Annotated in this window: 10 protein-coding genes; 8 read left to right on the top strand and 2 right to left on the bottom strand. The window is 65.9% G+C overall.

Going from position 1 to position 23,674, the window contains the following annotated elements; genetic code table 11:
- Positions 1-8 precede the first annotated feature (8 nt).
- The 7 genes from G8A07_RS18250 (at position 9) to G8A07_RS18220 (ending at position 5,776) form a co-directional block, all read left to right on the top strand.
- Positions 9-1,202: a flagellar hook-basal body complex protein gene (locus tag G8A07_RS18250; RefSeq protein ID WP_195793426.1), complete on the top strand. Its 1,194-nt coding sequence runs from the start codon at positions 9-11 to the stop codon at positions 1,200-1,202.
- The gene (locus tag G8A07_RS18245; protein WP_195793425.1) at positions 1,199-2,035 is read left to right on the top strand and encodes a FliM/FliN family flagellar motor switch protein; all 837 of its coding nucleotides are present in this window, start codon (positions 1,199-1,201) and stop codon (positions 2,033-2,035) included. Before G8A07_RS18250 ends, G8A07_RS18245 begins: the two co-directional genes overlap by 4 nt.
- Positions 2,036-2,106: 71 nt before the next feature.
- Positions 2,107-2,433 carry a FliM/FliN family flagellar motor switch protein gene (locus tag G8A07_RS18240; RefSeq protein ID WP_195793424.1) on the top strand — a complete coding sequence of 109 codons (327 nt, stop codon included), beginning with the start codon at positions 2,107-2,109 and terminating at the stop codon, positions 2,431-2,433.
- Between the two features lie 21 nt (positions 2,434-2,454).
- On the top strand, positions 2,455-2,808 hold the full coding sequence (locus tag G8A07_RS18235; protein ID WP_195793423.1) for a hypothetical protein: 354 nt from the start codon (positions 2,455-2,457) through the stop codon (positions 2,806-2,808).
- Positions 2,805-3,698 (top strand): flagellar type III secretion system pore protein FliP, encoded by an 894-nt coding sequence (gene fliP, locus G8A07_RS18230; RefSeq protein WP_249937044.1) that lies wholly within the window; start codon positions 2,805-2,807, stop codon positions 3,696-3,698. Before G8A07_RS18235 ends, fliP begins: the two co-directional genes overlap by 4 nt.
- A 15-nt stretch (positions 3,699-3,713) precedes the next feature.
- Entirely contained in the window at positions 3,714-4,520 is an 807-nt protein-coding gene (locus G8A07_RS18225) for a sigma-70 family RNA polymerase sigma factor (protein ID WP_195793422.1), read from the top strand.
- Positions 4,521-4,618: 98 nt separating this feature from the next.
- Positions 4,619-5,776, top strand: coding sequence for a tetratricopeptide repeat protein (locus G8A07_RS18220; protein WP_195793421.1), 1,158 nt, complete (start codon positions 4,619-4,621; stop codon positions 5,774-5,776).
- 10 nt (positions 5,777-5,786) lie between these two features.
- Here the strand turns inward: G8A07_RS18220 and G8A07_RS18215 are convergent, their stop codons facing one another.
- Entirely contained in the window at positions 5,787-5,951 is a 165-nt protein-coding gene (locus tag G8A07_RS18215) for a hypothetical protein (protein ID WP_195793420.1), read from the bottom strand.
- Positions 5,952-6,183: 232 nt separating this feature from the next.
- Positions 6,184-6,771, bottom strand: a complete 588-nt coding sequence (locus tag G8A07_RS18210) for a hypothetical protein (protein ID WP_195793419.1) — start codon at positions 6,769-6,771, stop codon at positions 6,184-6,186.
- 251 nt (positions 6,772-7,022) lie between these two features.
- Here G8A07_RS18210 and G8A07_RS18205 point away from each other — a divergent pair, with 251 nt between their 5' ends.
- Entirely contained in the window at positions 7,023-23,606 is a 16,584-nt protein-coding gene (locus tag G8A07_RS18205; RefSeq protein ID WP_195793418.1) for a LysM peptidoglycan-binding domain-containing protein, read from the top strand.
- The last annotated feature ends 68 nt before the right edge of the window (positions 23,607-23,674 follow it).

The raw sequence follows: 23,674 nt of genomic DNA, 5'->3' as shown, positions 1-23,674 counted from the left end.
GGCATGACATGCTGGACTCTATCTTTATCGGAATGACGGGCTTGGACAGCTTTTCCAAGGGCATCAAGCTGATCGGCAACAACACCTCGAACATGAATACGCCCGGCTACAAGGGCTCATCCTTGCAGTTCGGCGATCTGATGTACAGCGGCGGCACGCCGAATGGGGTGTCCGGCGGCGGAGGGAGCGAGCGCGCCGGGACCGGTGTCAACACCTTCGGCACCTATGTCAATCTGAAGGCCGGTGAGCTGCGTCAGACCGAGAACGGCATGGACATGGCCGTCGATGGCTTGGGGCTGTTCGTGTTGAAGGACCTCGAGGGCGCGCTTCGCTACACCCGTGCCGGGCAGTTCGACTTCGACCTCGACGGGCGCTTGATCAACCGCAACGACAAGTCGCGCGTGCAAGCGCTGGATGGCGAGGGGCGTTTGGCCGACGTGGTGCTTGAGGGGCAGCGCGTCAACCCGCCGAGCGCAAGCAAACGTGTGTCCTTCAAGGGCAATCTGTCGAGTTCTGCGACCGACCAAACCATCTCGAATGTCAATGTGCTCGACGCCCGGGGCACGACCCGCCCCTTGACCATCAAGCTGGCCAGCCGGGGCACGGAGAAGGTCGGTTACTGGAAAGTCACGGTGCTGGATGGGACCGCGGAAATCGGCACCGGTGAGATCGGCTTCAAGGACGGGGCCCCGATTGCCGACGCATCCAAGGTCAACCTCGATTACAAACCCGCCGGACAAACCGAGGCTCTGCCGCTGGTGCTCGATTTCAGCCGAGAGGTCACCTCGTTCGCATCCGGCAATCTCTCGACGCTGGCATTCGCGAGTCAGGATGGCTTCCAGGCCGGCACCTTGAGCAAGACGACGGTGGATGAGAACGGCACCGTTGTCCTGACCTACTCCAATGGTCAGACGCGCAGGACGCAGACGCTGGCCCTGATGCGCTACGAGTCGCCCGAGGCTGTGCGCCAGATCGGCAACAACCAGTTCGAGGACACCGGCGTGGGTGGGCTGAGTCTTGGCCTGGCGCAGCAAAGCGGTTTCGGCGCGGTGCGTGCAGGCTATATCGAGCTATCCAACATCGATCTTTCTAAGGAATTCTCAGAGCTGATCATCATGCAACGGGGCTACCAGGCCTCGTCCCAGATCGTGTCCACGGCCAACGAGATGATTCAACAGCTGTTCTCGATGAGGGGTAAATGAGCCGGTCGCGTTTCTTGCAAGTGTCCAACCTGCGCGGCCTTGAACGTCTCGATGCGCAACAGCGGGATCGGTTGGCCGAGCGTCTGCTGCCCGTATGGCGGGCCTGGTGTGAGCGGTGGGGATTGGCGGGTGCAGCGGTGCGGGTCGATCCGCTGGTGCAAGGGAGCGCCCGGACGCGGGTGACCGAAGCCTGGACGATCGTGGGCCGCCTTGGCGCCGGCCCGGTGCGAGAGGCGGGGCATGCTTCGATGGTCCGTGCCGCGATGGATCTGGGCGTTGGCACCGCCTGGTCGGAGGACAGCCTGGCCGAGGCTTTCTCTCAGTCTGTCTCGGCGTCGCTGAATCTCTGGCGGTCTAGTTGGCTTGGGGAACTGCGTGCCTGCGAAGCTGGTGCGCAGTCGCAGGACGATGCGGCACTCGCCGAGCTCGGCGAGCTGGTTTTCTCCTTCACCTGCCGGCCAGCAGGCGGCGACGGCGTGACTGATGTCCGGGAGTACCTTCTGCGCATCGATGCGGCAGCATTGCCGCCGGCAATGGGCGATGGGGCGGCCGGCCGACCAGGTCTCGCGCCTTTGACGCCGCTGCCCTTGGCAATAGCGCATCTACCGGTGCGTGTCAGCGTCGACTTGGGTCAGGCGGCATTGCACTTCGGCCAGCTTGCAGACCTACACCCGGGGGATGTTATTCCGCTTGAACATCCTCTGGCTCGGCCGGCGGACGTCCGCCTCGACCTTGACCGCTCTGCACGCCTGCCAGTCGCTGCCCGCCTCGGGCGGCAAGACGGGCGGTGGGCCATCTGCCTGGATCCTCAGGCATCGCCGTTGGGCGAGTGACGCTGCCACCAGCTCTCACGTCCCATCGCCTCGTTCGGAAAATTTCGTGCGCCCTAAGCGCACCAAGCACCATGCAACAACCTTCGCTTCACGATATCGATCTGCAAGAACTCTCTCCAGCCTCCACCACCGGCGCCGCATTGCAGCCACTTGCGGGGCTGGAGGGGCTCAAAACCCTGCCCGTCAATCTGGATGTTCATCTCGGCACCGCGCAAGTCACGGTGGGTGACTTGATGGCTTGTCGAGCCGGCCAGGTGCTGAGCCTGGACCGCACGGTGGCCCAGGGTGTTGATCTGGTAATCAATGGCCATGTCGTGGCCCGTGGTCGTCTCGTTGCCCTGGATGACGTGTTCGCCATTCAACTGACCGAGACACCCGATCTGCAGGCTTTGCGCTGATCCGATGACCGAGCGAGCCAGATGTCTTCCGATTCTGTGATGCCAGAGTTCCCGGTGGCTGGTCTTGTCCTGCTGGGGCTTCTGGCGCTGGTGGCCCTGTTGGCCTGGTTGCGTGTGCCGGGTGCCGCGGCTTCCTGGATGCGCTGGATGCCCAGCGGTGCTGCGCGGGGAGAGGCTGCTGCACCTCGTGTGATGGGGCGGCAGCGGCTCGATGCGCTGACGGTCTTGTACGACCTCGAATGGGCCGATGGTCGACGGCTGTTGCTGTGCGCGACGCGTGGCGTCGCGCCTGTGGTGCTGGACCAGTACCCTGCGCCAACGCCCCAGGCTCCCATGGCCGGTGCTGGCGCTGCAGCAAAGGAGCAAGAAGCATGACGCCCCGCATCGCACGTGCCATGGCTGCCTTGCTGTTGGCCCTGCCATGCATGCTGTCGGCGAGCGAATGGGTGCCGCCAGGCGTAGACGAGTCCAAGCCTGAAACGATCGGTGTTGAGATGGTCCTGCCCGCCGCTTCAGCGGCGCAGCATTCGCAGGCTATGGCGCCGGAGCGCGCTTCGTCGGCACCCGTTGCCGGCCAGGCAGAGCGGACCGCAGCGCCGGCAGCCCGGCCGTCTGTGCTGCAGCCAACCGGGGTCAACGGCACGGGCAATCCCGTCCAGATCGTTCTTGGCCTAACCCTGTTGGCCGCGTTGCCGGCCTTGTTGGTCTGCCTGACGTCCTTTCTGCGCATCATCGTTGTCCTGTCGATGCTGCGGCACGCCATCGGCCTGCCGGAAACGCCGCCCAATGTCGTTCTGATCGGCATGGCGCTGCTGTTGACGGGCTTCACCATGTCACCCGTCCTTGAGCGTATGCATGACGACGCGGTCCGGCCCTATCTGTCCGGAAAGATGGAGGGCACCGTGGCGCTTGACAAGGCGATACAGCCTCTGCGCGGATTCATGCTCAAGCAGACCCGCGAGGCGGACATCTTCATGATGGCCGATCTGGCACGCAAGCCCCGCCCAAGTTCCGAGGCCGATGTGCCCCTGACTCAGCTGGCTGCCGCCTTCATGGTTTCGGAGCTACGTGCCGCATTCCAGATCGGGTTTGTCGTGTTCTTGCCTTTCCTGCTCATCGATCTGCTGGTGTCCAGCATCCTGATGGCCTTGGGCATGATGATGATGCCGCCGGTCACGATCGCGATGCCGCTGAAGATCCTGATGTTCGTCCTGGTGGACGGTTGGGGCTTGTTGCTACGGGCACTCATCGGATCCTTCCACTGACGAGCGAGCAGCGCCGTGCCCGTTGATGAAACCCCATCATCATGGCCTTTGCCGGTGGATTTGATGCCGCTGTGGCACGCGCGGCATGAAGACGGAGAGGCTCGTGCGGCGCTGGTGCTTCACTACCTTCCGTATGCGCGCATGCATGCCGCGCGCCTGTACGCCGGGCGATTTGGTGACGATCTCGAGTTCGGGGACTACTTCCAGTTCGCGACGGTCGCGCTGACCGAGGCGGTCGACACCTATGACCCGGACAAGGACGTGCGGTTCGAGACCTATGCGGCCTATCGGATCCGGGGGGCCGTTCTCGACGGCATTGGGGCGATGTCTGAGCGGATGCGTCAGATCGCCGTGACACGCGAGCTTCGGCAAGCAAGGCTGAAGTCCTTGCTGAGCGTCGATGCATCAGCGTCGGATGGCAACGAGTCGAGCGCTAAGCCCCCGGAGTCCTTGCCTGCGAGCAGCCGTCAGCCGCTGTTTCCGGAAGGGAGCGCGCTGGAGCGTTTGTCCGACCTGGGCCTCGGTCTTGCCTTGGGCTTGATGCTGGAGGGAACCGGTATGGTCGATGCCGGTCTTGATGCTCCCGCGCCGGCCGTGCAGCAGCCCTATGCTCGCCTGGAGATGCGGCAGCAGCGAGAGCGGCTGTTGAGGTTGCTCCAGCAGTTGCCGGAGCCTCAGCGCTTGGTGATGCAGTGGCATTATCTGCAGGGCTTGTCCTTCGAATCGCATGCGAGCCGCATGGGGCTCAGCAAGGGCCGTGTTTCACAGTTGCACAGGGCAGCCTTGGCGACCTTGCGGCGATGGATGGAGGAGGACGGGTGAACACCAAGCCCAGGGCCTCCTTGTCGAGCAACCTCAATTTCTTGGCGATGCCCGCACTTGCTGGGCGATAGCCTCAACCTGATATCGATGACGAAAACATGGATGCCAAACAACGCCTTCAACGCCTGCTGGCCTATCTGGATCATGATCCTGCCAATGACCGGCTGCGCGAGGATGCCATCGTGACGGCCTGCGATGCGGAGGAGGCTGCCGTCGCCCGACGCTTGCTTGATGAACGGTTGGCATCAAACCCGGCTTCGCTGCTGAAGCCATGGGCCTTTCTTGGGGCGAGGGTGGCTCTCGCCGAGCGGGATTGGGAGAGCGCGTTGCGGCAATGGTTGAGGCTGGCGGAAGAGGCGGAGTTGCCCTTGCCAGACCGGCAACATGCGCGCGCCTCCGCTGCACATCTGCAACTGAGGCTCGGGCAAGTGGAGGCCGCGACTGCCACGTTGGCGCCCGAGCTGGCGCAGGTGCAGGCGGGCGAGCCTTTGCCGGATCTGCTGCAGGCTGCCTGGCTGCGCGTCGAACATCATGCGGGACGGTTGAGCGAGGGGTTGGACTGGGCGTTGGCGCGCGAAGCGCAGGGGCAACTGGCTGCCGAAGCGGCCGGTGTGGCCAGCATGATCGCGATGGATCTCGGTGACCTGCCGACTTGCGACCGCCTGTCCCGTGCCGCGCTTGCGCAGCATGAAGCCCAGGGCGAAGCCTTGCTGGCCAGCGCCGCGCTCTCCCTGTTCAGCCAGGAGCCGGAGCAAGCGTTGGCCTTGAACGAGCGCGTGGCCGCTGTCCGCCCCGATAGCGGGCGTGCATGGACGCAGCTCGGCGCCGCGCGCTTGCTGGCGATGGACTTGCAGGGGGCACGTGTCGGCTATGCGCGGGCCACCGATCTATTGCCCGGGCATGCCGGCAGTTGGCATGGCCTGGCCTGGACCCAGCTGTTGCTCGGGGACCTGGTGGAGGCCGAACGCCTGCTGGATCATGCGCTCGAGCTGGACCGCAACTTCGCAGAGACGCATGGCGCGCTGGCCGTGGTCTATGCGAAGACCGGACGGCGCCAGATGGCGCAGGAAAGTCTGCGCCGAGCGCAAGGGCTGGATGAGAGCAGCTTCTCAGCCCAATACGCTCAAGCCTTGCTGCAGCACCCGGAACTGTCGGGGGAGGACTTGATCACCCTGGCGACACGCTTGCTCGACAGTCAGCGCATGCCCGATGGCCGTCGCGCATCGACCCTGCTGAGAGCCGCGCTGCGGCGTTGATCCGGCCGCTTCAGCTGGCCTTGTCGCGAGCCGCCAGTTCCGCCCTGGCTTTGTCCACCAGAGCCATGGCCTCGGGCGAAGCGAGGAGCACGTCGACGACAGCATCCACGACCTCGAAGAAAGCCGGATCTGCAGTGGCATTTCGGCCCAAGGTCGCGCTCAGCGTGGGCTCCATGATGGCCCGCAGCAGGGCTCGGGTGTCATTGGGTCTATCGCCATGGGCCTGCTGAGCGCGGTCCAGAGGCGAGAGTGCGAAAGAGCTTGCCCCACCGGTGTTCCGCCCCTGCGGGCCGGTTGGCGCATCGCTTGCCTTGCCTGCTGTGGTGCGGCCGGCTTCCGTGCGGCCTCGGCCGCTGGGGAGCGGATTCGGCTCGCTGGGGTGTCGGATGCGGACCATGGGCTAGGGCTCAGTTGGGCTTGCCCATCGGCTGGTAGTTGGCCAGCAGCACATGCGCGGAGGCCTCGTCGCCAGTGGCTGTATCTTCGACGACGGGTGTCGCCTCGGCTGGAGCCTCGGGCGCTTGCAATGCCGCCAGGCTCTCCAACACACGCGCGATGTCCTGGTTCATCGGCGGGTTGACCGTGTTCAGCGACAGCCCCTTGCGGAAGCACTGTTCGGCATGTGAGCGGTCTTCGCTGGCGAGGGCGAAGAATCCCTGGACGAACTGGTGCATGAAATCCTCTTCGGGCAAGGCCAAAAGCGGTTGCCATGTCGTCAGCGCCAGCGGTAGACGGTCGGTGGCGAACTGCAGCAGGCCCAGCTGATAGCGTGCTACCGCCATCGCTGGCGCCAAGAGGATGGCGGTGGCGTAGGCACCTTCGGCGTCCTGCGTCCGGCCGACCTGGGCCAGTTCGCCCGCCGCCAGGAAATGGGGCAGTCCCTCGCTCGGGGCCGCCTGGCTGGCCTCATGAAAGTACTTCAACGCGAGCTCGGTCTCGTCGGACTGGCTGGCCTGGAGGCCTTGCTGGATTAATGTGTCGAAGGACTGTGACATGGCGCGTCTGAATGCGAAGAAATAGGTACAGAGCTTATCCCGCTGATGTGGGCAGAGTTTAGTGAAGTGCCGGACCTTGCCCACGAATCGATGGGCGGCAAGAAGATGTTCGGATTTCGCCCGAAGATTCTTGGGGTTACTAAACCACCGACCCAAACCCCGGATGAATTGTCAATGCCAGAGAGGCTGACCCCGTGTGTGGGATGGCCGGACGGCGAATCAAGTCAATCCGGAATCAGGGAGAGAAGCACATGGTGGCAATCGTCAGCGGCAATGGCCTGGGCGTGAGTCTGTCGTCGTTGGGCGTGCTGGGCGCGCGCGGGGCGATCGGCAATGCCAATGTGGGACGCTACGGGGACCAGGTGTACGTCAACGCGGCGACCGGCAACCTGATCCTGCAGGGACGCGACGAGCTGCTGATGGGCCGAGGGTTGGACGCGGCGGCGCTGCGCACCTACAACAGCCGGGGCACGCTCAACGACGACAACGCCGACAACTGGAGCACGGGCATCTACCGCCAGCAGCTCAGGCTGGTGGGCACCTGGGGAGCGGCGGGCAGCAGTGTGGTGCGCATTGGGCGCGACGGTGCCGAGGCGAGCTACGCCTGGGATGCCGCTGCTGCGGCCTATGTGAGCACGGCCGGCGGGGGAGCCTACGACCGCGTGCAGCGCGATGGCAGCCAGTACCTGTGGACCGATGGGGCGACGGGGGATGTGGAGCGCTACGACAGCGCCACGGGACGGCTCGTGAGCCACACCGATGCGCAGGGCAACGTGGTCACGCTGAGCTACAACGCCCAGGGCCACCTGAGCTCGATGGTGAGTGCCAACGGGGAGACGCTGCACTACGACTACACGGGCAACCAGCTGACGCAGCTGCGGGTGGTGACGGCGGATGGCAAGACGCGGACAGCCACACGCTACGGGTATGACGCCCAAGGGCGGCTGAGCACGGTCACGGTGGATCTCTCCCCGGAAGACAACTCTGTCAGTGACAGGAATGTACTGGTCACCTCGTACAACTACGACGATATTCCCGCAAGCGCGGGGGTGCCAGCTAAATATAGCAATCGCCTTTCTTCCATGGTGGGTGCCGGTCAGGCGATTAATTTTGAGTATGACAGTCAATATCGACTGCGTGCTATTTCTAATGGGCTGACGCGTAAAACCCAATTCGTCTACGAACCCGGCGTCACCAAGGTGATCGACCCGCTGGGTTACGAGACCCGCTACGACTACGACGCGGCAGGCCAGCTGACCGCAGTGACGACGCCGGCGGTGGGCGGCGTGGCGGCGAGCACAAAGTACGAGTACACGGCCAGCGGCGACCTGGCGCGGGTGATCGACGCCGAAGGCCGGGCCATCGAGTACGCCTACGACGCGCGCGGCAACCAGATCCGCCAGCGCGACGCGCTGGGCAACACGGTGGAGCGCAGCTACGACGCGGCGAACCGGCTGCTGAGCGAGACGGTCTACCCGGTGCCCGACCCGGACGGCGCCGGCGTGGCGCTGCCGCAGGCACCGCAGACCACGCGCTACGTCTACGACACGGCCGGCAAGAGCCTGCTGCGCTTCGAGATCAGCGCCTCGGGCCAGGTGGTGGAGCACCGCTACAACGCCTTCGGCGAGCGCACCAGCACCCATGAATACCTCAGCCGCAACGCCGACGCGGCGGGCGTGGTGGTCGACCCGGCGCAGCTCACGGAAGCCGCGCTGAATGCCTGGGTGGGACGGCAGGACAAGAGCCGGGGCACGCGCGTGGACATGAGCTACGACGCGCGCGGGCAGCTGCAGCGCCAGGTGCGCTACACGGCGCTGGACGCCAGCGGGGCCGGGGTGGTCAACGGGCAGGAGCAGGTCACCCAGCAGGTGTACGACGCGCGGGGCCAACTGCTGCAGACCCTGGGCGGGGCCCAGGGCAACACCAGCTACACCTATGACGGGCTGGGCCGGGTTCTCACCAGCACGGACGGGCTGAACCAGACCGCGCTGTACAGCTACGACGACAAGGGCGGCATGAGCGTGCGGCTGACGGCGGCCAACGGGCTGATGACGCTCAACGGTTATGACGCGGCGGGGCGCCTGGTCAGCGTGACGCAGAGCAGCGCGGCGGGCAGCCTGGGCACGACGCGCAACTTCTACGACGACAACGACCGGCTGTACATGAGCGAGGATGCCACGGGCGCGCGCAGCTGGTTCATGTACGACGAGGCGGGACGCAAGGTGGCCGATGTCGACGCCAATGGCTCCCTGACCGAGTACCGCTACAACCGGGCGGGGCAGCTCACGCAGAAGCTCGGGTATGCGACGCCCTTGAGTGAGGCGGTGCGGGCGAGTCTCTCGATCCACTACTTGGGGGCAGGTGCCGATAGTGCATTGCCCTTTACCGAAACGGTGAAGGTGTTGGATGGAGATAATTTAGCCGTTTATCTTGCAAACTCTGGGCGGGATCAAATTGTGATTCCACCAAAGGCAGGTTCAAATTATGTGATTAGTGGATTCAAATCCGGCGTAGATAAGGTTTATTTAAAGAACCTTCTGGCGTCTATCGGTTACAGGGGAAGTGACCCATTTGGCGATGGGGTGCTGATCGCTGGAGACTTTGCGGCGCCCGGTGCCATGCTCGGGCTCGCAGGTATCGCAATTGATCCAGATGGGAAGCTTGGCAGCGGGGGCGTTCTCGGTAATGCGATTTTCTTTTTAGGTCTTCGTCTTGCAGATCTGAATCCTCTCCAGGACTTCTCGCTAGAGACTCCCCCAACGAAACCGACCTTGGAAGGGATCCGCCCGGTGGCGACGGGGGCGGACCAGGTGGCGTGGACGCTGTACGACGCGGCGGGTCGGGTGAGCAAGACGGTGGACGCGCTGGGGTATGTGAGCGAGACCCGGTATGACGGCGCGTCGAGGGTGGTGGCCACGCAGCGCTACGCCAACCCGATCGACCTGGCGGCCTTCAAGGCCGACCCGGTGACGGCCAAGGCGGTGCCGGTGGCGGACGCGGCGCGGGACCGGGTGACGCGCAACTTCTACGATGCCGAAGGCCGCCTGGTGGGCATGCTGGACGCGGAAGGCTTCCTCACCGAGAACATCTATGACGCGGCCGGACGCCTGGTCAAGCAACAGCGCCACGAGAGCAGCGTGGACGCGGCCCTGCGCGCCAGCGGCAGCCTGGACGCGATTCGGCCCAAGACCAGCCTGAGGCTCTTCTACCAGGCGGGCAACAACAGCTCGGCCGGGCGCCACCTGGGCGCCTTCAAGGCCGGCGACGTGGTGACGGCGACCGTGCGCTTCAAGGCCGCGGCGGACACGAGCGGCATGGTGTTCCTGGGCGACACCGCCGGGCCGCACCCCTACAACAACATGGCGCAGTCCGCGCCGACCCTGGGCAACGACGGCTGGCAGACCGTCACCCTGAGCGTCACGCTCAAGGACGACGAAGAGCTCTGGATCTACCTCTACGGCGACCGTGATGGTGCCAACAAGAAGGTCGGCAACTACGTCGACTACACCGACATCGCGGTCAGCAGCGTGCAGCGCGGCCAGGTGCTGACGGACGACTTCAGCACGGGCAGTTACGCCAACTGGGCAGTCTCCAGCCACGCCGAGATCAACGCGACGGCCAGCACCCAGTACCTGCGCAATGCCACGGGCCAGGTGCAGGCCGAGGTGGATGCCGAAGGCTACCTGACGGAGTACATCTACGACGCGCGCGGCAACCTGACCCAGCGCATCCGCTACGCCACGGCGCTGAGCGCGGCGCAACGCACGGCGCTGACACCGCAGACGGCGCTGGCCAGCATCCGCCCGGCCAGCACGGCCGGGGCCCAGAGCACGAGCTGGGCGTACGACGCGCTGAACCGCCAGAGCCAGCAGACCGATGCGCAGGGCACGGTCACCAGCTTCGAGTACAACGCGGCGGGCCAGCTCACCCGGACCACCAAGGCCCTGGGCACGGCCGAAGTGCGCACGCTCACCGCGCGCTACGACCTGCAGGGACGCCTGACCGGCGAGCTCAGCGCCCAGGGCGCGGCCCTGCTCACCGGCGGCCAGACGCAAGCCCAGATCGACGCCATCTGGTCGCAGTACGGCAGCCTGTACACCTATGACGCGGCCGGTCGACGCACCAGCCAGACCGTCAGCGACGGCGCCAAGACGCTGCGCACCCTGTACTTCTACAGCGCCGACGGCCTGCTGACCCACACCATCAACGCGCTGGGCGAGGTGGAGGAGCGCCAGTACGATGGCCTGAACCAGCTCACCCGGGTCGTGAACTACGGCGGCCGGCTGGCCGCAGGCACCCTGGCCGGGCTCAGCGGTGGGCTCACCGGCACGGCCATCCAGAACGCCATCCAGGAGCTGCTGGCGCAGCGCAGCGGCGCCAACCAGCCCTTGGCCCATGCGCAGACCGAGTACAGCTACGACGCCCGTGGGCAGAGGAAGACCACCAAGGACGCCCTGGGCTACACCACCAGCGTCGACTACAACGCCTTCGGCGAGCAAAGCCGGGTGACCCAGCCCTACGGGGCCCTGGGCGCGAGCACCGTGCAGCAGCTCAGCTACGACCGGCGCGGCCTGCTGCTGGAGCAGCTGGACGACGCGCTGGGCCTGAAGGCCAGGACCGGCTACCGCTACGACGCCTTCGGGCGGCGCATCACCCAGATCGATGGCCGGGGCATCGGGCAGAGCTGGGAGCATGACCGGCTGGGCCGCGTGGTGCTGACCCAGGATGGCCATGGCATCAAGCGCTACAGCGGCTATGACGCCTTTGCGCGGGTGCTCACCCAGACCGACGCCAACGGCCAGGTCACGCGCTACGCCTACGACGACGCCGCGCGCAGCGTGCGCGTGACCCTGCCGGAAGGGGGCACCCAGCTGAGCGTGCTGAACCGGCATGGCGAGCTCGAGAGCAAGACCGATGGCAATGCCAACCTCACCCGCTACGGCTACGACAAGAACGGCAAGCTCACGAGCAGCACCAACGCGCTGACCGGCAGCAGCAGCGAGTACGACAGTCTGGGTCGCCTGGTCAAGGCGACCGATGCGGCCGGCGTGGTCACGCGCTACGAGTACGACGAGCTGGGCCGGGTGCGCAGCCGCACGGCCGACGCCGGGGGGCTGAACCTGGTGACGAGCTATGGGTACGCCGACACCAGCACGGGCACCAGCGTGCTCACCACCGAGCCGGGCGGGCTGCAGACCCTGCAGGAGTTCGACACCAAGGGCCAGCTGCTGCGCACGGTGGTGGATGCCAACGGCGCCAAGCTCACCACCGGCTACACCTATGACGCGGCGGGGCGCACCCTGAGCGTGAGCGCGCCCAACACCGCGCCGACCGTCTACACCTATGACGCGCTGGGCCGCCGCACGGCCGAAGAGTTCCATCCCAGCGGACTCAAGCTGCGCCGCAGCTACGAGTACGACCTCAACAACAACCTGGTGGCCAGCACCGACGCCAATGGCAACCGCACGGTGTATGCCTACGACGGCAAGAACCAGCGGGTGTACGAGGTGGATGCGCTGGGGCAGGTGCGCTTCATCGAGTACGACCGCGAGGGGCGCGAGCGCCGCGTCACCCGCTATGCCAAGGCCATCAGCCTGACGGGGCTGAGCGCTACGCCCACGCCGGCCGACATCGCGTCGCGCGTGCAAGCGACGCCCGGGCAGGACCAGGTGCAGGCCACGGTCCACGACCGCGATGGCCGCGTGCACTACACGATCGATGCCAATGGCAGCGTGGTGCGCTTCCTCTATGACGGCAACAACAACGTCAAGGAGCGGCGCGCCTACGCCAATCCCATCGTGTACGCCAACTATGTCGTGGGCCTCTCGCCTGAGGTCGTGCCCGACGCCGCGCGCGATCGGGTGGAGACCTACACCTACGACGCGCTGAACCGCAAGAGCACGGTGGAGGTGGCGCTAGACGGTGCCAAGCTCATCACCCGTTACCAGTACGACCGGCAAGGCAATGTGAGCCGGGTAACGGATGCACTGGGCAATCAGACGCGCTACATCTACGACGCCGTGGGTCGCCTGCGCTACACGCTGGACGCGGAGTATGGGCTGACCGAGCGGCTGTACGACAAGCAGGGCCGGCTGGTGCAGACCATCGGCTACGCCGATCCGCAGACGGGCATCGCGACTACCTACTACGCCGGGGGGCTGGCCACCAACAGCATGACGTCGGTGGCGGCCAACGCGACCAAGGACCGGGTCAGCAGCTATGTCTACGACGCGGCGGGACGGCAGACCCATGCGGTGGACGCCGAGGGCGGGGTGACGCGCTACAGCCATGACGCCAATGGCAATGTGCTGGAGACGTACGAGTTCGCCAAGGCCTTGGCGGCGGCCACGCTGCAAGGCCTGAGGACGGCCGCGGGAGCGGGCACCCTGACGCTGGCCAGCCTGGGAGTCCTGGGCACCCTGGCCGGCCAGGACCGCCGCACGACCTACCGCTACGATGCGGCCAACCGGTTGCGCTTCGTGTACGACGCCGAGGGCTACGTCACTGAGACCCGTTACGACAAGGCCACCACCACGACCATCCGCTACGCCAAGGTATCGGCTGGCGTGGACCAGCTGCCGCCCGCCGATGCGGCCAACGACCGCACGAGCGTGAAGATCGTGGATGCGGCCGGCCGGCTGTGGCGCAGCATCGATGCGATGGGCGTGGAGACGCGCCATGGCTACGACGCGTTGGGTCAGCTGACCCTGCAGACTCAGGCCTATGGCCTGGCCGAGGCCACGAGCACACGCTACGCCTACGACGCGGCAGGGCGCCAAGTGGCCAAGACCGTGGCGGAGGGCACGGCGGCGGCGGCCACCACACGCTACGAGTACAACGCGCTGGGGCAGCTGGTGCGCGAGACCGAGGCCCGCGGCGTGCAGCTCAGTGAGAGCGACAGCGCCTGGGCACAGGGCGAGCGGGTGCGATTGGGCTACCCGGCTGGCAACCTGAATGCAGACCAGAAACGGGCACTGCTGGAGTTGTTCAGCACGCGCCACGACTACGATCAGGCGGGGCGGCGCACCGTGACGGTCAATGCGCAGAAGGGAATCACGCGCACGCAGTACGATGCGGCGGGCAATGCGGTCAAGGTGACCGATCCGCGCGGCTTCGAGGGCTACAGCTACTACGACCGGCTCAACCGGGTCAGCGTGCAGGTGGACCCGGAGGGCTATGCCACGCGCACCAGCTACGCGCTGGGCAGCAGCAGCAACCGCGTGACCGAGGTGCGGCGCTACTTCAGCAAGGTCACGCCGGTGCTGGGACAGATGCCGACCCTGGTGGAGCATGCCAAGGACGCCGTTAGTAGTAACGGCTATGACAGGCTGGATCGGCTGCTGAGCGCGACCGATGCCGGGGGTTATACCGAGTCGACGGTCTACCAAGCGCAGGGCAGCCGCTTCGGCAAGGTGGTGACCAACAAGCTCGGGAGCAGCGCCGCGTTCCAGGTGGATCGCGTTGGCAACCTGTTCAACGAGAACATCCAGGTTGACGCGACTGCCTTCGTGTTCAACGCCTACGCGTACAACGCCTTTGGTGATCGGATCCAGGGGATTGAAGACTTTGTTGGTGCGCGCAGAACGACCGAGTTCCGCTACGACAAGGCGGGGCGGCTGACGCACCGCATCGGCAGCGCCTATGAGGCCTTCGATGCCGCGACGCAGCAGACGCGCAGCGTCACACCGGTAGAGCTCACGCGTTATGACGTGCTGGGCCGGGTGATCGAGACCATTGCCCGTGGGCAATGGGACGGCGCGGCGGTGCAGGGGGGGCAGCGCACGCTGAACTACCACGATGCGGCGGGCAACAAGATCGCGAGCCTCGCGGCGGACGGGGCGTATGTGGAGTACGCCTATGACGCGGCCGGGCATGTGGTGAGCGAGACGGCGCGTGCGGTGCTGCTGGGGCTGCCTGGCACGGCGGGCGGGACCCCGCCAGCGGCCGTGGCCGACGCTGCCAATGACCGCGTCACCCTGTTGACCTACGACGAGGTGGGGCGCCCGATCCGCAAGGCGCGTGACGGGGTGGTGTCCTGGGAGGCGCCGTTCGCGACCGATGGTCGCAACCTGATCCTGCATCCCAGTGGGCCGGCCCTGCGCACGCTGGAGCAGACGGAGTACGACGCGGCGGGCAATGTCGTGCGCCTGATCGACGGGCGGGGCAACAGCGTCTACACCTACTACGACAAGGTCGGCCGCAAGGTGCTCAGCATCGACCAGGAGGGCTATGCCACGGCCTGGGACTATGAGGGCTTCCAGGACGTGGCAAGCACCGAGACCCGCTATGGCGTGGCGCTGGCGCGGTATGCCGCCCAGTCCAATGGCCAGGCCCCGGCGGCCGAGCGCGACCCGGCGGCCCTGCGCTTGGTGCTTCGGGACCTCCCGCGCACCGACCCCGATCGCATCACCAGCTTCGAGCTGGATCTGCTGGGGCGGGTGCAGGAGAAGCGTGTGCGCAACGTGGCGTACAGCCATACCGGCGCGGATGGGGTGGTGCGCACCGGCGTCCAGGATGCCGTGACGGGCTACAGCTACAACGGCCTGGGCAACACCACGCAGATCCGCGAGCGCGTGCAGGGCAGCGACGCGTCCCACACGCTCAACGTCACCGACATCGCGTACGACAGGCTCGGGCGCGAAGTCTGGCGCCAGGAGCCGGGCTATGCGGACTACCAGGGGGCGCAGGTCCGTCCCAGCACGGCCACGGTCTACAACGGGCTGGGCCAGGTGGACAGCACCATCCGGCGTGCCAGCCTGACGCAGTGGACGGCACAGGACCGGGCCACCACCAACGAGTACAACAGCAACGGCGATCTGATCGCGACGGTGGATGCGGAGGGTAATCGCACTGAGTACGCCTTGGATGCGCAGGGCCGCATCGCGCGCAAGCGCCTGGTCAACGTGAAGAACGCGCAGGGGCAGGCGCGGAGCATCGACACGCTGTACGAGTACGACGCCCTGGGGCGTGAGGTGGGGCAGCTGGATGACCAGAGCCGGGAGCTGCGCCGCACCGGCTACAACGCCTTCGGCGAGGTAACCCGCAAGGGCGTGGGCTCGGTGGGCTGGCAGGAGGAGATCGAGTACGACCGCCGAGGCCTGGTCCAGCGCAGCAGTGCGGGGGATGGGGTCACGAAGATCTACCTCTACGACCTCAACGGCAACACCACCCGGCAGATCAAGTCCGCGCAGTTCGATCTGCGCAGCGTTCCCATCCTGGCCTCGGCCAGCGACACGGGGCTGGCACACAGCTTCAGCGTCTACGACCGGCGCAACAAGCTGGTGCGTACCGTCGAGCCCGACATCAGCTTCATGCAGAGCCAGGCGACCTTGGGTCAGGCCTTCTCGCAGCAGTTGGCGGAGATGCTGGGCGGGATCACGACGGTGGAGCAGTCCGAAGGGCGTCATGGTTCATTGACGCCCTCGTACCCGGGGGGCTTCGGCAATGTGACGGTGGGGGCAGGGGCCGGGTCGTCGACCCTGGGGCAGTTGCGTCCAGAGGACGTGTCAATCTCGGCTCAGACCGCCATCCCGGGTAGCTTCCCGGCCAAGGGCTCGGTCGAACGCCTTGGGTTGAATGGCTTTGAGCCGATCACGGGGTATAGCTACTTTAAAGAATTGCCAGGCCGCACCTGGCCGGCGGTGCCGCAGCCACTCAAGCTCCCGGATAGCTACCCATTGGGCACTTACAGGCTTGTCAGGGATGACGGGCGGATCGCCAATGTGATATCCAGGAATTCCGGCAGCGTAAATGTTATTTGGAATTACCCTGACTACCCTAACGATGGAGTTCTTCGACTGGAGTATGTTGTCGACGGACTGGGAGGGGGGGTTATAAACCTTGGGAATTTGGTCACAAAAGCCGAGGGGCTTACCTCGGACTGGGGGTCAAACTGGAGAAGATATTCAGCAAAGTTTGAACCGGCTGCCAGCCACCTGTTGATTGCTGATCGGTATGCCGACAGGTTGAACGCCGCGGTAGCGACGCTGCCAGATGGAACCCAAGTTGGTTTGACTCGGGTGCCCGTGGGTGCGGGCCGCTGGGCGCTGGACCTGAGTCCGTTGGCGGCGGGGCAGGTTGTCCGTATTGCCGTCATGGACGCGGAAGGGCGCACGATTGCCGGCGAGCAGGTGACGGTGATGCGCGCCGGGGCGAGCACCTATTGCGCCTCTCCAACGTCAATCGAAGGCGGCGGGGAGTTTGGTGCGAATGGGGGCAATCGCTCGGAGATTCGTTTCTACGGAGCCCCGGGAGGAGCGCAGTACTACATCAGGGAACTGGGCAGCCAGGGGGTGTTTGCGGCGTTCTCCGGAGGGCCGAGCTTCAATGTGGGCTCGCTGGGCTTGGCGGCCGGGCGACGCTACGAGGTGGTGGCCAGCTATGGCGGCCAGGACCGCGCGGGCCGGTTCTCGATTGACGGTGCGGGACGTGTGAGCACGGCCGCAGCGGACGAAGGCAGCTTCACTCCCATGGCGCGAGCGTCGATGGGGGCGGCGCGCGGGCAGGTCCTGCGCTTTGACCTGGGCGGCTCCATGGCGGGTTCCCGTGTGCGGATGTTGCTCAGAGGTGTCGAGCTGAACCTGGATGCCAACGCGTATGGCCAGGTGTCGATTGCGCTGGACGACGCGAGGCTGGGGGTCAGCGCCTTCAGCAACACGGCGGCGGACTTCGAGTACTGGGCGCGCACCACGGGCGATGCCTTGATCGGCCACGGCTCGGGTCATCTGCAGCTGGGCCTGCAGCCTGCGGTGGTTCGCGTGGATGCGCAGACCTACCAACGACCGACGGCCCGGCTCGACCTGCCTGCGGGCATGGTGCTGGCGCAGGGACTGACGATCACGAACGCCAGCGCCGGCAACGCCGTCAGCACCCTGGTCAAGGGCGCGTGGAACTGCAGCGTCACCGGGGGACAGGCCGTGCTGGACCTGTCGGAATGGCAGGTCCGAGCACAGGCCACGGGCGCGGCGCAGCAGCTCAGGGCCAGTGCCCAGGAGTCCATCAATGGCGTGCTGACCACCTACGAATGCCAGATCCGCGTGGAGCCCAATGGCAGCGTGGTGGTGAGCGGGGCCGTCAGCCGGAGTAGAAACACGACGGTGCAGCTCAATGTGGCGGGCTCGTTGAGCGTGTTCAGGATCGGCAGCACGGAAGCCGAGGCGCGCAACGCGGGGACCGCCAACCTTGCCGGCGCCGTCGCGGGCGGCAGCGGCAACTATGCCTGGGACGCCAAGAATCTGGTGGCCAGCGGTAGCGGCGTGCGCAACTACGTCTACTTCTACGAGACGAGGGACGGCTCCGGCGGCGTCGTGGCCAAGGGCGTCGGGACGCTGACCATCCATGCCGATGGCACCTTGTCGGTGGCGGCGGGCAATGCCGACATCCGGCCCTTGACCGTGCGCATCACGCCGGACGTGCCGGGATCCAGCAGCATCAAGCTCGAGCTCAATGGCGTGGTCTCCGGGCCGCACCCCCTGAGCAATGGCGGCTTCGACTACACCTTCCCGGCCAACACCCCGCTGCCCGGCAGCTGGACCTGCAAGTTCACCTCCTATGAAGGGGCAGGCGGCACCGGCAAGATCATCAGCAAGGGGTCGATGCCGATCAGCATCGACGTCAACGGCAACATCACGGTGGGGGCCCCGGTGCGCGACCAGGCCCCGACCCTGCTGCAACTCAAGGGCCCGCTGAACCGCAACATCGCCAGGATGCAGCTGGTGTTCAAGCCGGTGGGGGGCGGTGCCGCGCTGCCGCCACTGACGATCAACGGCGTCTGGCAGCCTGGCCTCAAGTACACCTTGTTCGAGCACAGCTGGGACCCGGCCACCAACCCGCCACCGCCGTCGGGCAACTACGACTACGAGATGCGGCTGCTCAATGCCGACGGCTCGCCGTACCGCAACGAGCTCAACGAGTCGCTGGACATCAAGGGCGTGGCCGCCATCAACCAGCCGGCCAGCACCGTGACGGTGACCAAGGGGCCGGTGGGGCGCCGGGACGTCACCAAGCTGGAGGTGGAGCTCACCGACAGGGTGCCCGACCCGAGCCGCCCGAACCAGGCCCCCACCCGCATCACGGCCACCGGCGTGTGGAGCGATGCCCAGAACTGCATGCTCTTCAGCTGGGACAGCAAGAGCCTGCCGGTGGGCAACTACAAGTACAGCCTTAAATTCTTCACCAGTGACGGCCAGGCCTATGTGCGCCCGGCCGACGCCATCGTGGAGACGGGCGGGGAGCTCCGACGCAGCAACGACGCGACCCAGGTCGTGCAGTTCAAGCAGTACGTGCAGACCTTCCGCACCGAAGCCCAGATCAACCGCATGCAGAGCTACAACGCCTTCGGCGAGGTGGCCAGCGAGTACGACGACCGCGTGCTCGAGCGCATGAACAAGATGCTGAGCTACTACAAGGGGCTGTACCCCAGCGACGCCGCGGTGCAGGCCGCCCAGGCGCTGACGAGCGCGGCCACGACGCGCTTCACCTACAACAGCCTGGGTCAGCTGATCGAGAAGGCGGATGCCCAGACCTGGGAGACCACGCAGACCGGCGTGCGCCAGCGTATCCTGCCCATCACCCGCTATGGCTACGACCTGCTGGGGCGGCTGAACACCAGCACCGATGCCAATGGCAACACCCGCCGGCAGCACTTTGTGGGGGGCGACGAAGGCTTGCTGGCCGCCCAGTGGAATGCCGAGAACGGCCTCAAGCAGTTCAAGCACGACGTGTTCGGCAATGTGCGCAGTCAGAGCAACGAACTCGGTGCCATCACCGCGTTCGAGTACGACCGGCTCGACCGGCTGCTGCGCGTGGACCGGCAGGGCATCGGCCGGGTGCAGAACTTCACCGGGGGGGCGGACGGCGCGGCCGTGGCGACCACGCTCAGCGACGTCTACACCTATGACGCGCGCGGCCTGAGGCTGAGCCACACCGATGCGCTGGGCCAGCGCAGCACCACCGAGTACGACAGCCTGGGGCGCGTCGTCAGCACGGTGAGCGCGGGCGGCTCGACCGTCAGCTACCGTTACGACTTCAGGGAAGCGGGCGCGGCCGATGGCGTGATCAGCCTGGGCGCCAGGAACCTGGGGGGCTACCTGCGCACCACGACCTCGGCGGACGGCAGCAGCCTGCTCGACAAGATCGATGTCTTCGGCCGCACCACCTGGCACCAGGACAAGGGCGGACGCAAGTACAGCTACGACTACAACGTCGCGGGCAGCCTGATGGCGCAGAGCAGCGTCGACAAGAACGGAGCAGCGCAGCAGAACATCCGCTACGACTACTTCGCCAATGGCATGATCAAGGCCGCGCGCGACCTCAAGATGCGCACCCTGTCCAGCTACGGCTATGACAATGCGGGCAACCGTGTCTACGAGGAGTATGGTGGCTTGGCGGCCGATGACACCAACAGCCAGGGCCTGTTCCAGAACGCCACCATCCGCTACGACGAACTGAACCGGATGGCCCAGGTCAAGGACAACGCGGTCGACGTCCACTACGAATACGACGCGGTGGGCAACCGCCGCGCCGTGATGGCCACCTACTTCGACCCGTTGACGCAGGGGCTGCGCCGGCGCGATGACCTGTGGTATCTCTATGACAAGGAGAACCGCTTCACCCTGACCAAGGGCAGCTTCACCAATGGGCAGATCCTGCGAGGCAGCGAAGGGGTGGCCATCACCTACGACGCGGCGGGGCAGCGCAAGACGGCCACCTACACGGAAACGATCAACGGCCAGACGAGCGACTACACCGACACCTACAACTACAGCGCCGACGGCTATCTGGAGGACTCGCTGACGGTGGGGGCGAACAAGTCGCAACGCAGCCGCCGGCGCGTGGATGCCCTGGGGCGCACGCTGCACTACATCCAGTCCAACAGCGACGGCAGCAACGTCATCCGCAATGATCGTCAGGTCTATGACGCGGACAACCGCCTGCAGAGCCTGGTGACGCTGGAAGGGACGACGGACTATCTGTACTTCAACGACGCCACGCTCAGCGGCATCGAGGCGGAGCAGGGCGCCACGGGGCGTGGACCGCTGGCCAGGACGAAGTTCACGCCGGTCAAGCCGGGCGACACCGTCATCACCACCAGCTACACCTACGAGTACTGGGACGAGGCGAAGCAGACCAGCATCGTCAAGACCGCGACCAATGTCAACGCGCCGAACTGGCGGCCTGGAGAAAGCAAGCTCAGCTACGACGTCAATGGCTTCCTGACCCGGGCGGAGGACGTGACCGGGCGACGCATCATGAACTACACCAGCAACGCCACGGGGCTGGTGCTGCGGCGTGACGAGAGCTCCCCGGACGGCTTGTTCCAGCACTTCTACTACTACGCGGCCGGCCGGCGGGTGGGCGACATCAGCACCGACCCGCGGGACCAGGTGCGCATCTCCTATGCGGAGCAACTGGCACGCGATGCCATGACGCCGCAACAGCAGAAGGAGCAGTTCAAGAACATCAAGCCCGTCACGAGCGCGGACTTCGACCAGAACTACGAGCCGATCAACGCCAGCTATCCGGTGGCGACGGCGAGCAGCTACACGGTGCGCAGCGGCGACACGCTGAGCTCCATCGCGCAGAGCCTGTGGGGCGACGCGGCGATGTGGTACCTGATCGCCGAGGCCAACGGCCTGCGGGCCAATGACGCGCTGGTGGCCGGCCAGGTGCTGGTGATCCCCAACAAGGTCACCAACATCCACAACAACGCCAACACCTACCGGCCCTACAACCCGGGCGAGGTGATCGGGCGCATCGATCCCACGCTGCCGGAGCCACCGCCGCCGCCGGCGGCACCCGCCAGCAGCGGCGGCAAGAAGGGCTGCGGGGGTATCGGCACCTTGCTGATGGTGGTTGTGGCCGTGGTCGTGACCGTCTATACCGCTGGGGCACTGACCGCGGGTGTCAGTGGGGGGTTTGCGAGCACGATGAGTGCGGGGGCGAGCGCGCTGGTAGGCGGCGGGACGGCAGTTGCGGGATCCGTGGCGGCGGCCGTAGGCGGCGCCGGTAGCCTAAGTCTGGGCGCCAGCATGGTCGTGGGGGCAGCAGCCAGTGCGGCGGGTTCCATTGCCAGCCAGATGGTGGGCCTGGCCACGGGCAGCATCGACAAGTTCAGCTGGAAGTCGGTCGGCACTGCGGCCTTCAGCGGCGGCATCACCGCTGGCGTGGGCAACGGGCTGGGCCAACTGGCCGAAGGCGGGCATCTGGGCAAGACCCTGGGCACGGTGCTCAGCCGTGGCAGCGAGGCGGCGGCCTGGCAAGGCGCGGCGCTGCGCGGTGCGGCGGCCTCGGCGGTGAGCCAGGCCATGCAGGGTAAATGGAGCTGGCGCGAGGTCGCGGCGGCCGGGGTTGCTTCGGGAGCGGGGGCTGCGGCCGGAGGGGCTGTCAGCCGCGCATTTACCGGTGGCTACGAGGTGCTGGGCCGGGTTGCGGGTTCAGCGCTGGGGGCGGCCGCGGGTGGCTGGGCCAGCAGCCAGATCCTAGGGCACAGCAGCGAGCAGACCCGGGCGCGGGTCGGGCAGGCCTTCATCAATGGGCTGGGGCAGGGGATTGGCAATGCATTGGGGAGCAGTCTGGCCAGCCCATCGCCGAGTCCAAGTCAGGGCAGTGCCGCCGGCAAGCCGCTCACATTCGCTCAAGACGTTGCAGCACGCGATGCTGCGGCGGACCCGCTCGGACTGGGAGACTTGGCGACGAGGACCTACAGCGACGGGTTCGTTTCGAAATCGAGCATCAGCCCGAATGCAGCGCGCAGTGCTGCTGATGTGGAACTGGACCGGTTAGCCCTGGGTGACCGCCTGGCGGCACTGGCAGCGCCGCAGGTAACAGGCACTGGTGCCGAGGTCTTCCTTGCACGGGACGGCACGGGCCATTACACGCCACAGGCCCCTGTGGTGGTCGAGGGACGGCGCTCAACTGTGTTGCCGGAAATTGACCACAGCGGCTACGTCAATCCCGGCCTTGTGTCGTCGAGCTACCAGCGCGCGGTTGGCATGATGACTGACCGCAATGCGGCCTGGTATGACCGACTCATTGGAGGTGTAGCTGCGACTGCGATGGCACCAACCATGCTTGCGGAGGAAGCTGGGCGTGGCTTGCTGAATGTGCCGTACTACGCGCGTCAGGCCGGCCAGTACGCGGCTCAATTTAAGTTGGCAACGACGACCGAAGGGCGCGTCGTTGCGGGGCTGAACTTCTTGAGCAGTGGGTCGGCGGCGTTTGTCGGTACGGCTCCCGTCATTCCGTCCTCTGTGAGCCTGAGGCCAGTCATGACGGCCCAAGAGATGGCTGTGGCGCAGTTCCCCGGAGCTGCGGCAACCAATGCTGCCCGAGCAACGTATGGCAATACAACGGTCGCCATCGACAGCATTGCGCCAACGTTGGAGCAGCGCGGTCTCTCGAAACTCGCTCTGCCTCGAACGCTGGAGCTTGGCCCGACGTCGACCACTTCCGAATTGCTTCAAACCGGCGCTATTCCTGGCCGGGACGGCGTCGTCTTGACACAGCGCCATGTCTCCTTCAACGACCTCTGGAAGCTCTCGGATAATTCGGGCGTTGAGTTCGTGCTTACGCGTGAAGACGGACAGTTCATGTTGCGAAGCGGCTCCCCAACAAGCGCACCTATTCCTGGCGGGGTCCGTCCAATTGTGCATACGCATCCGCTTGATGGAGATGGCCTCAACAGCCTCCATCCCTCAAGGGCGGATATCAACGTACTCAATGACTATTGGGCGCGCAATCCGACGACCCAGCGCCCGGTGTCGCAAATCATCACCGGTCCGAACCAATCGACACGGTTCTGGGCAACTGGCCTTGACCCTTGGGGTATCAAATGAATGACGCTGAAGTCCTGGCATATCTCCAAAGCCATGCACCCTTGGAGTGCTTCTACCTGTTCACGCCG

Source organism: Roseateles sp. DAIF2, from assembly GCF_015624425.1.
Classification (GTDB): domain Bacteria; phylum Pseudomonadota; class Gammaproteobacteria; order Burkholderiales; family Burkholderiaceae_C; genus Kinneretia.
The sequence above is the reverse complement of the archived record's forward strand: the minus strand, read 5'-3'. Positions and strand labels throughout refer to the sequence as shown.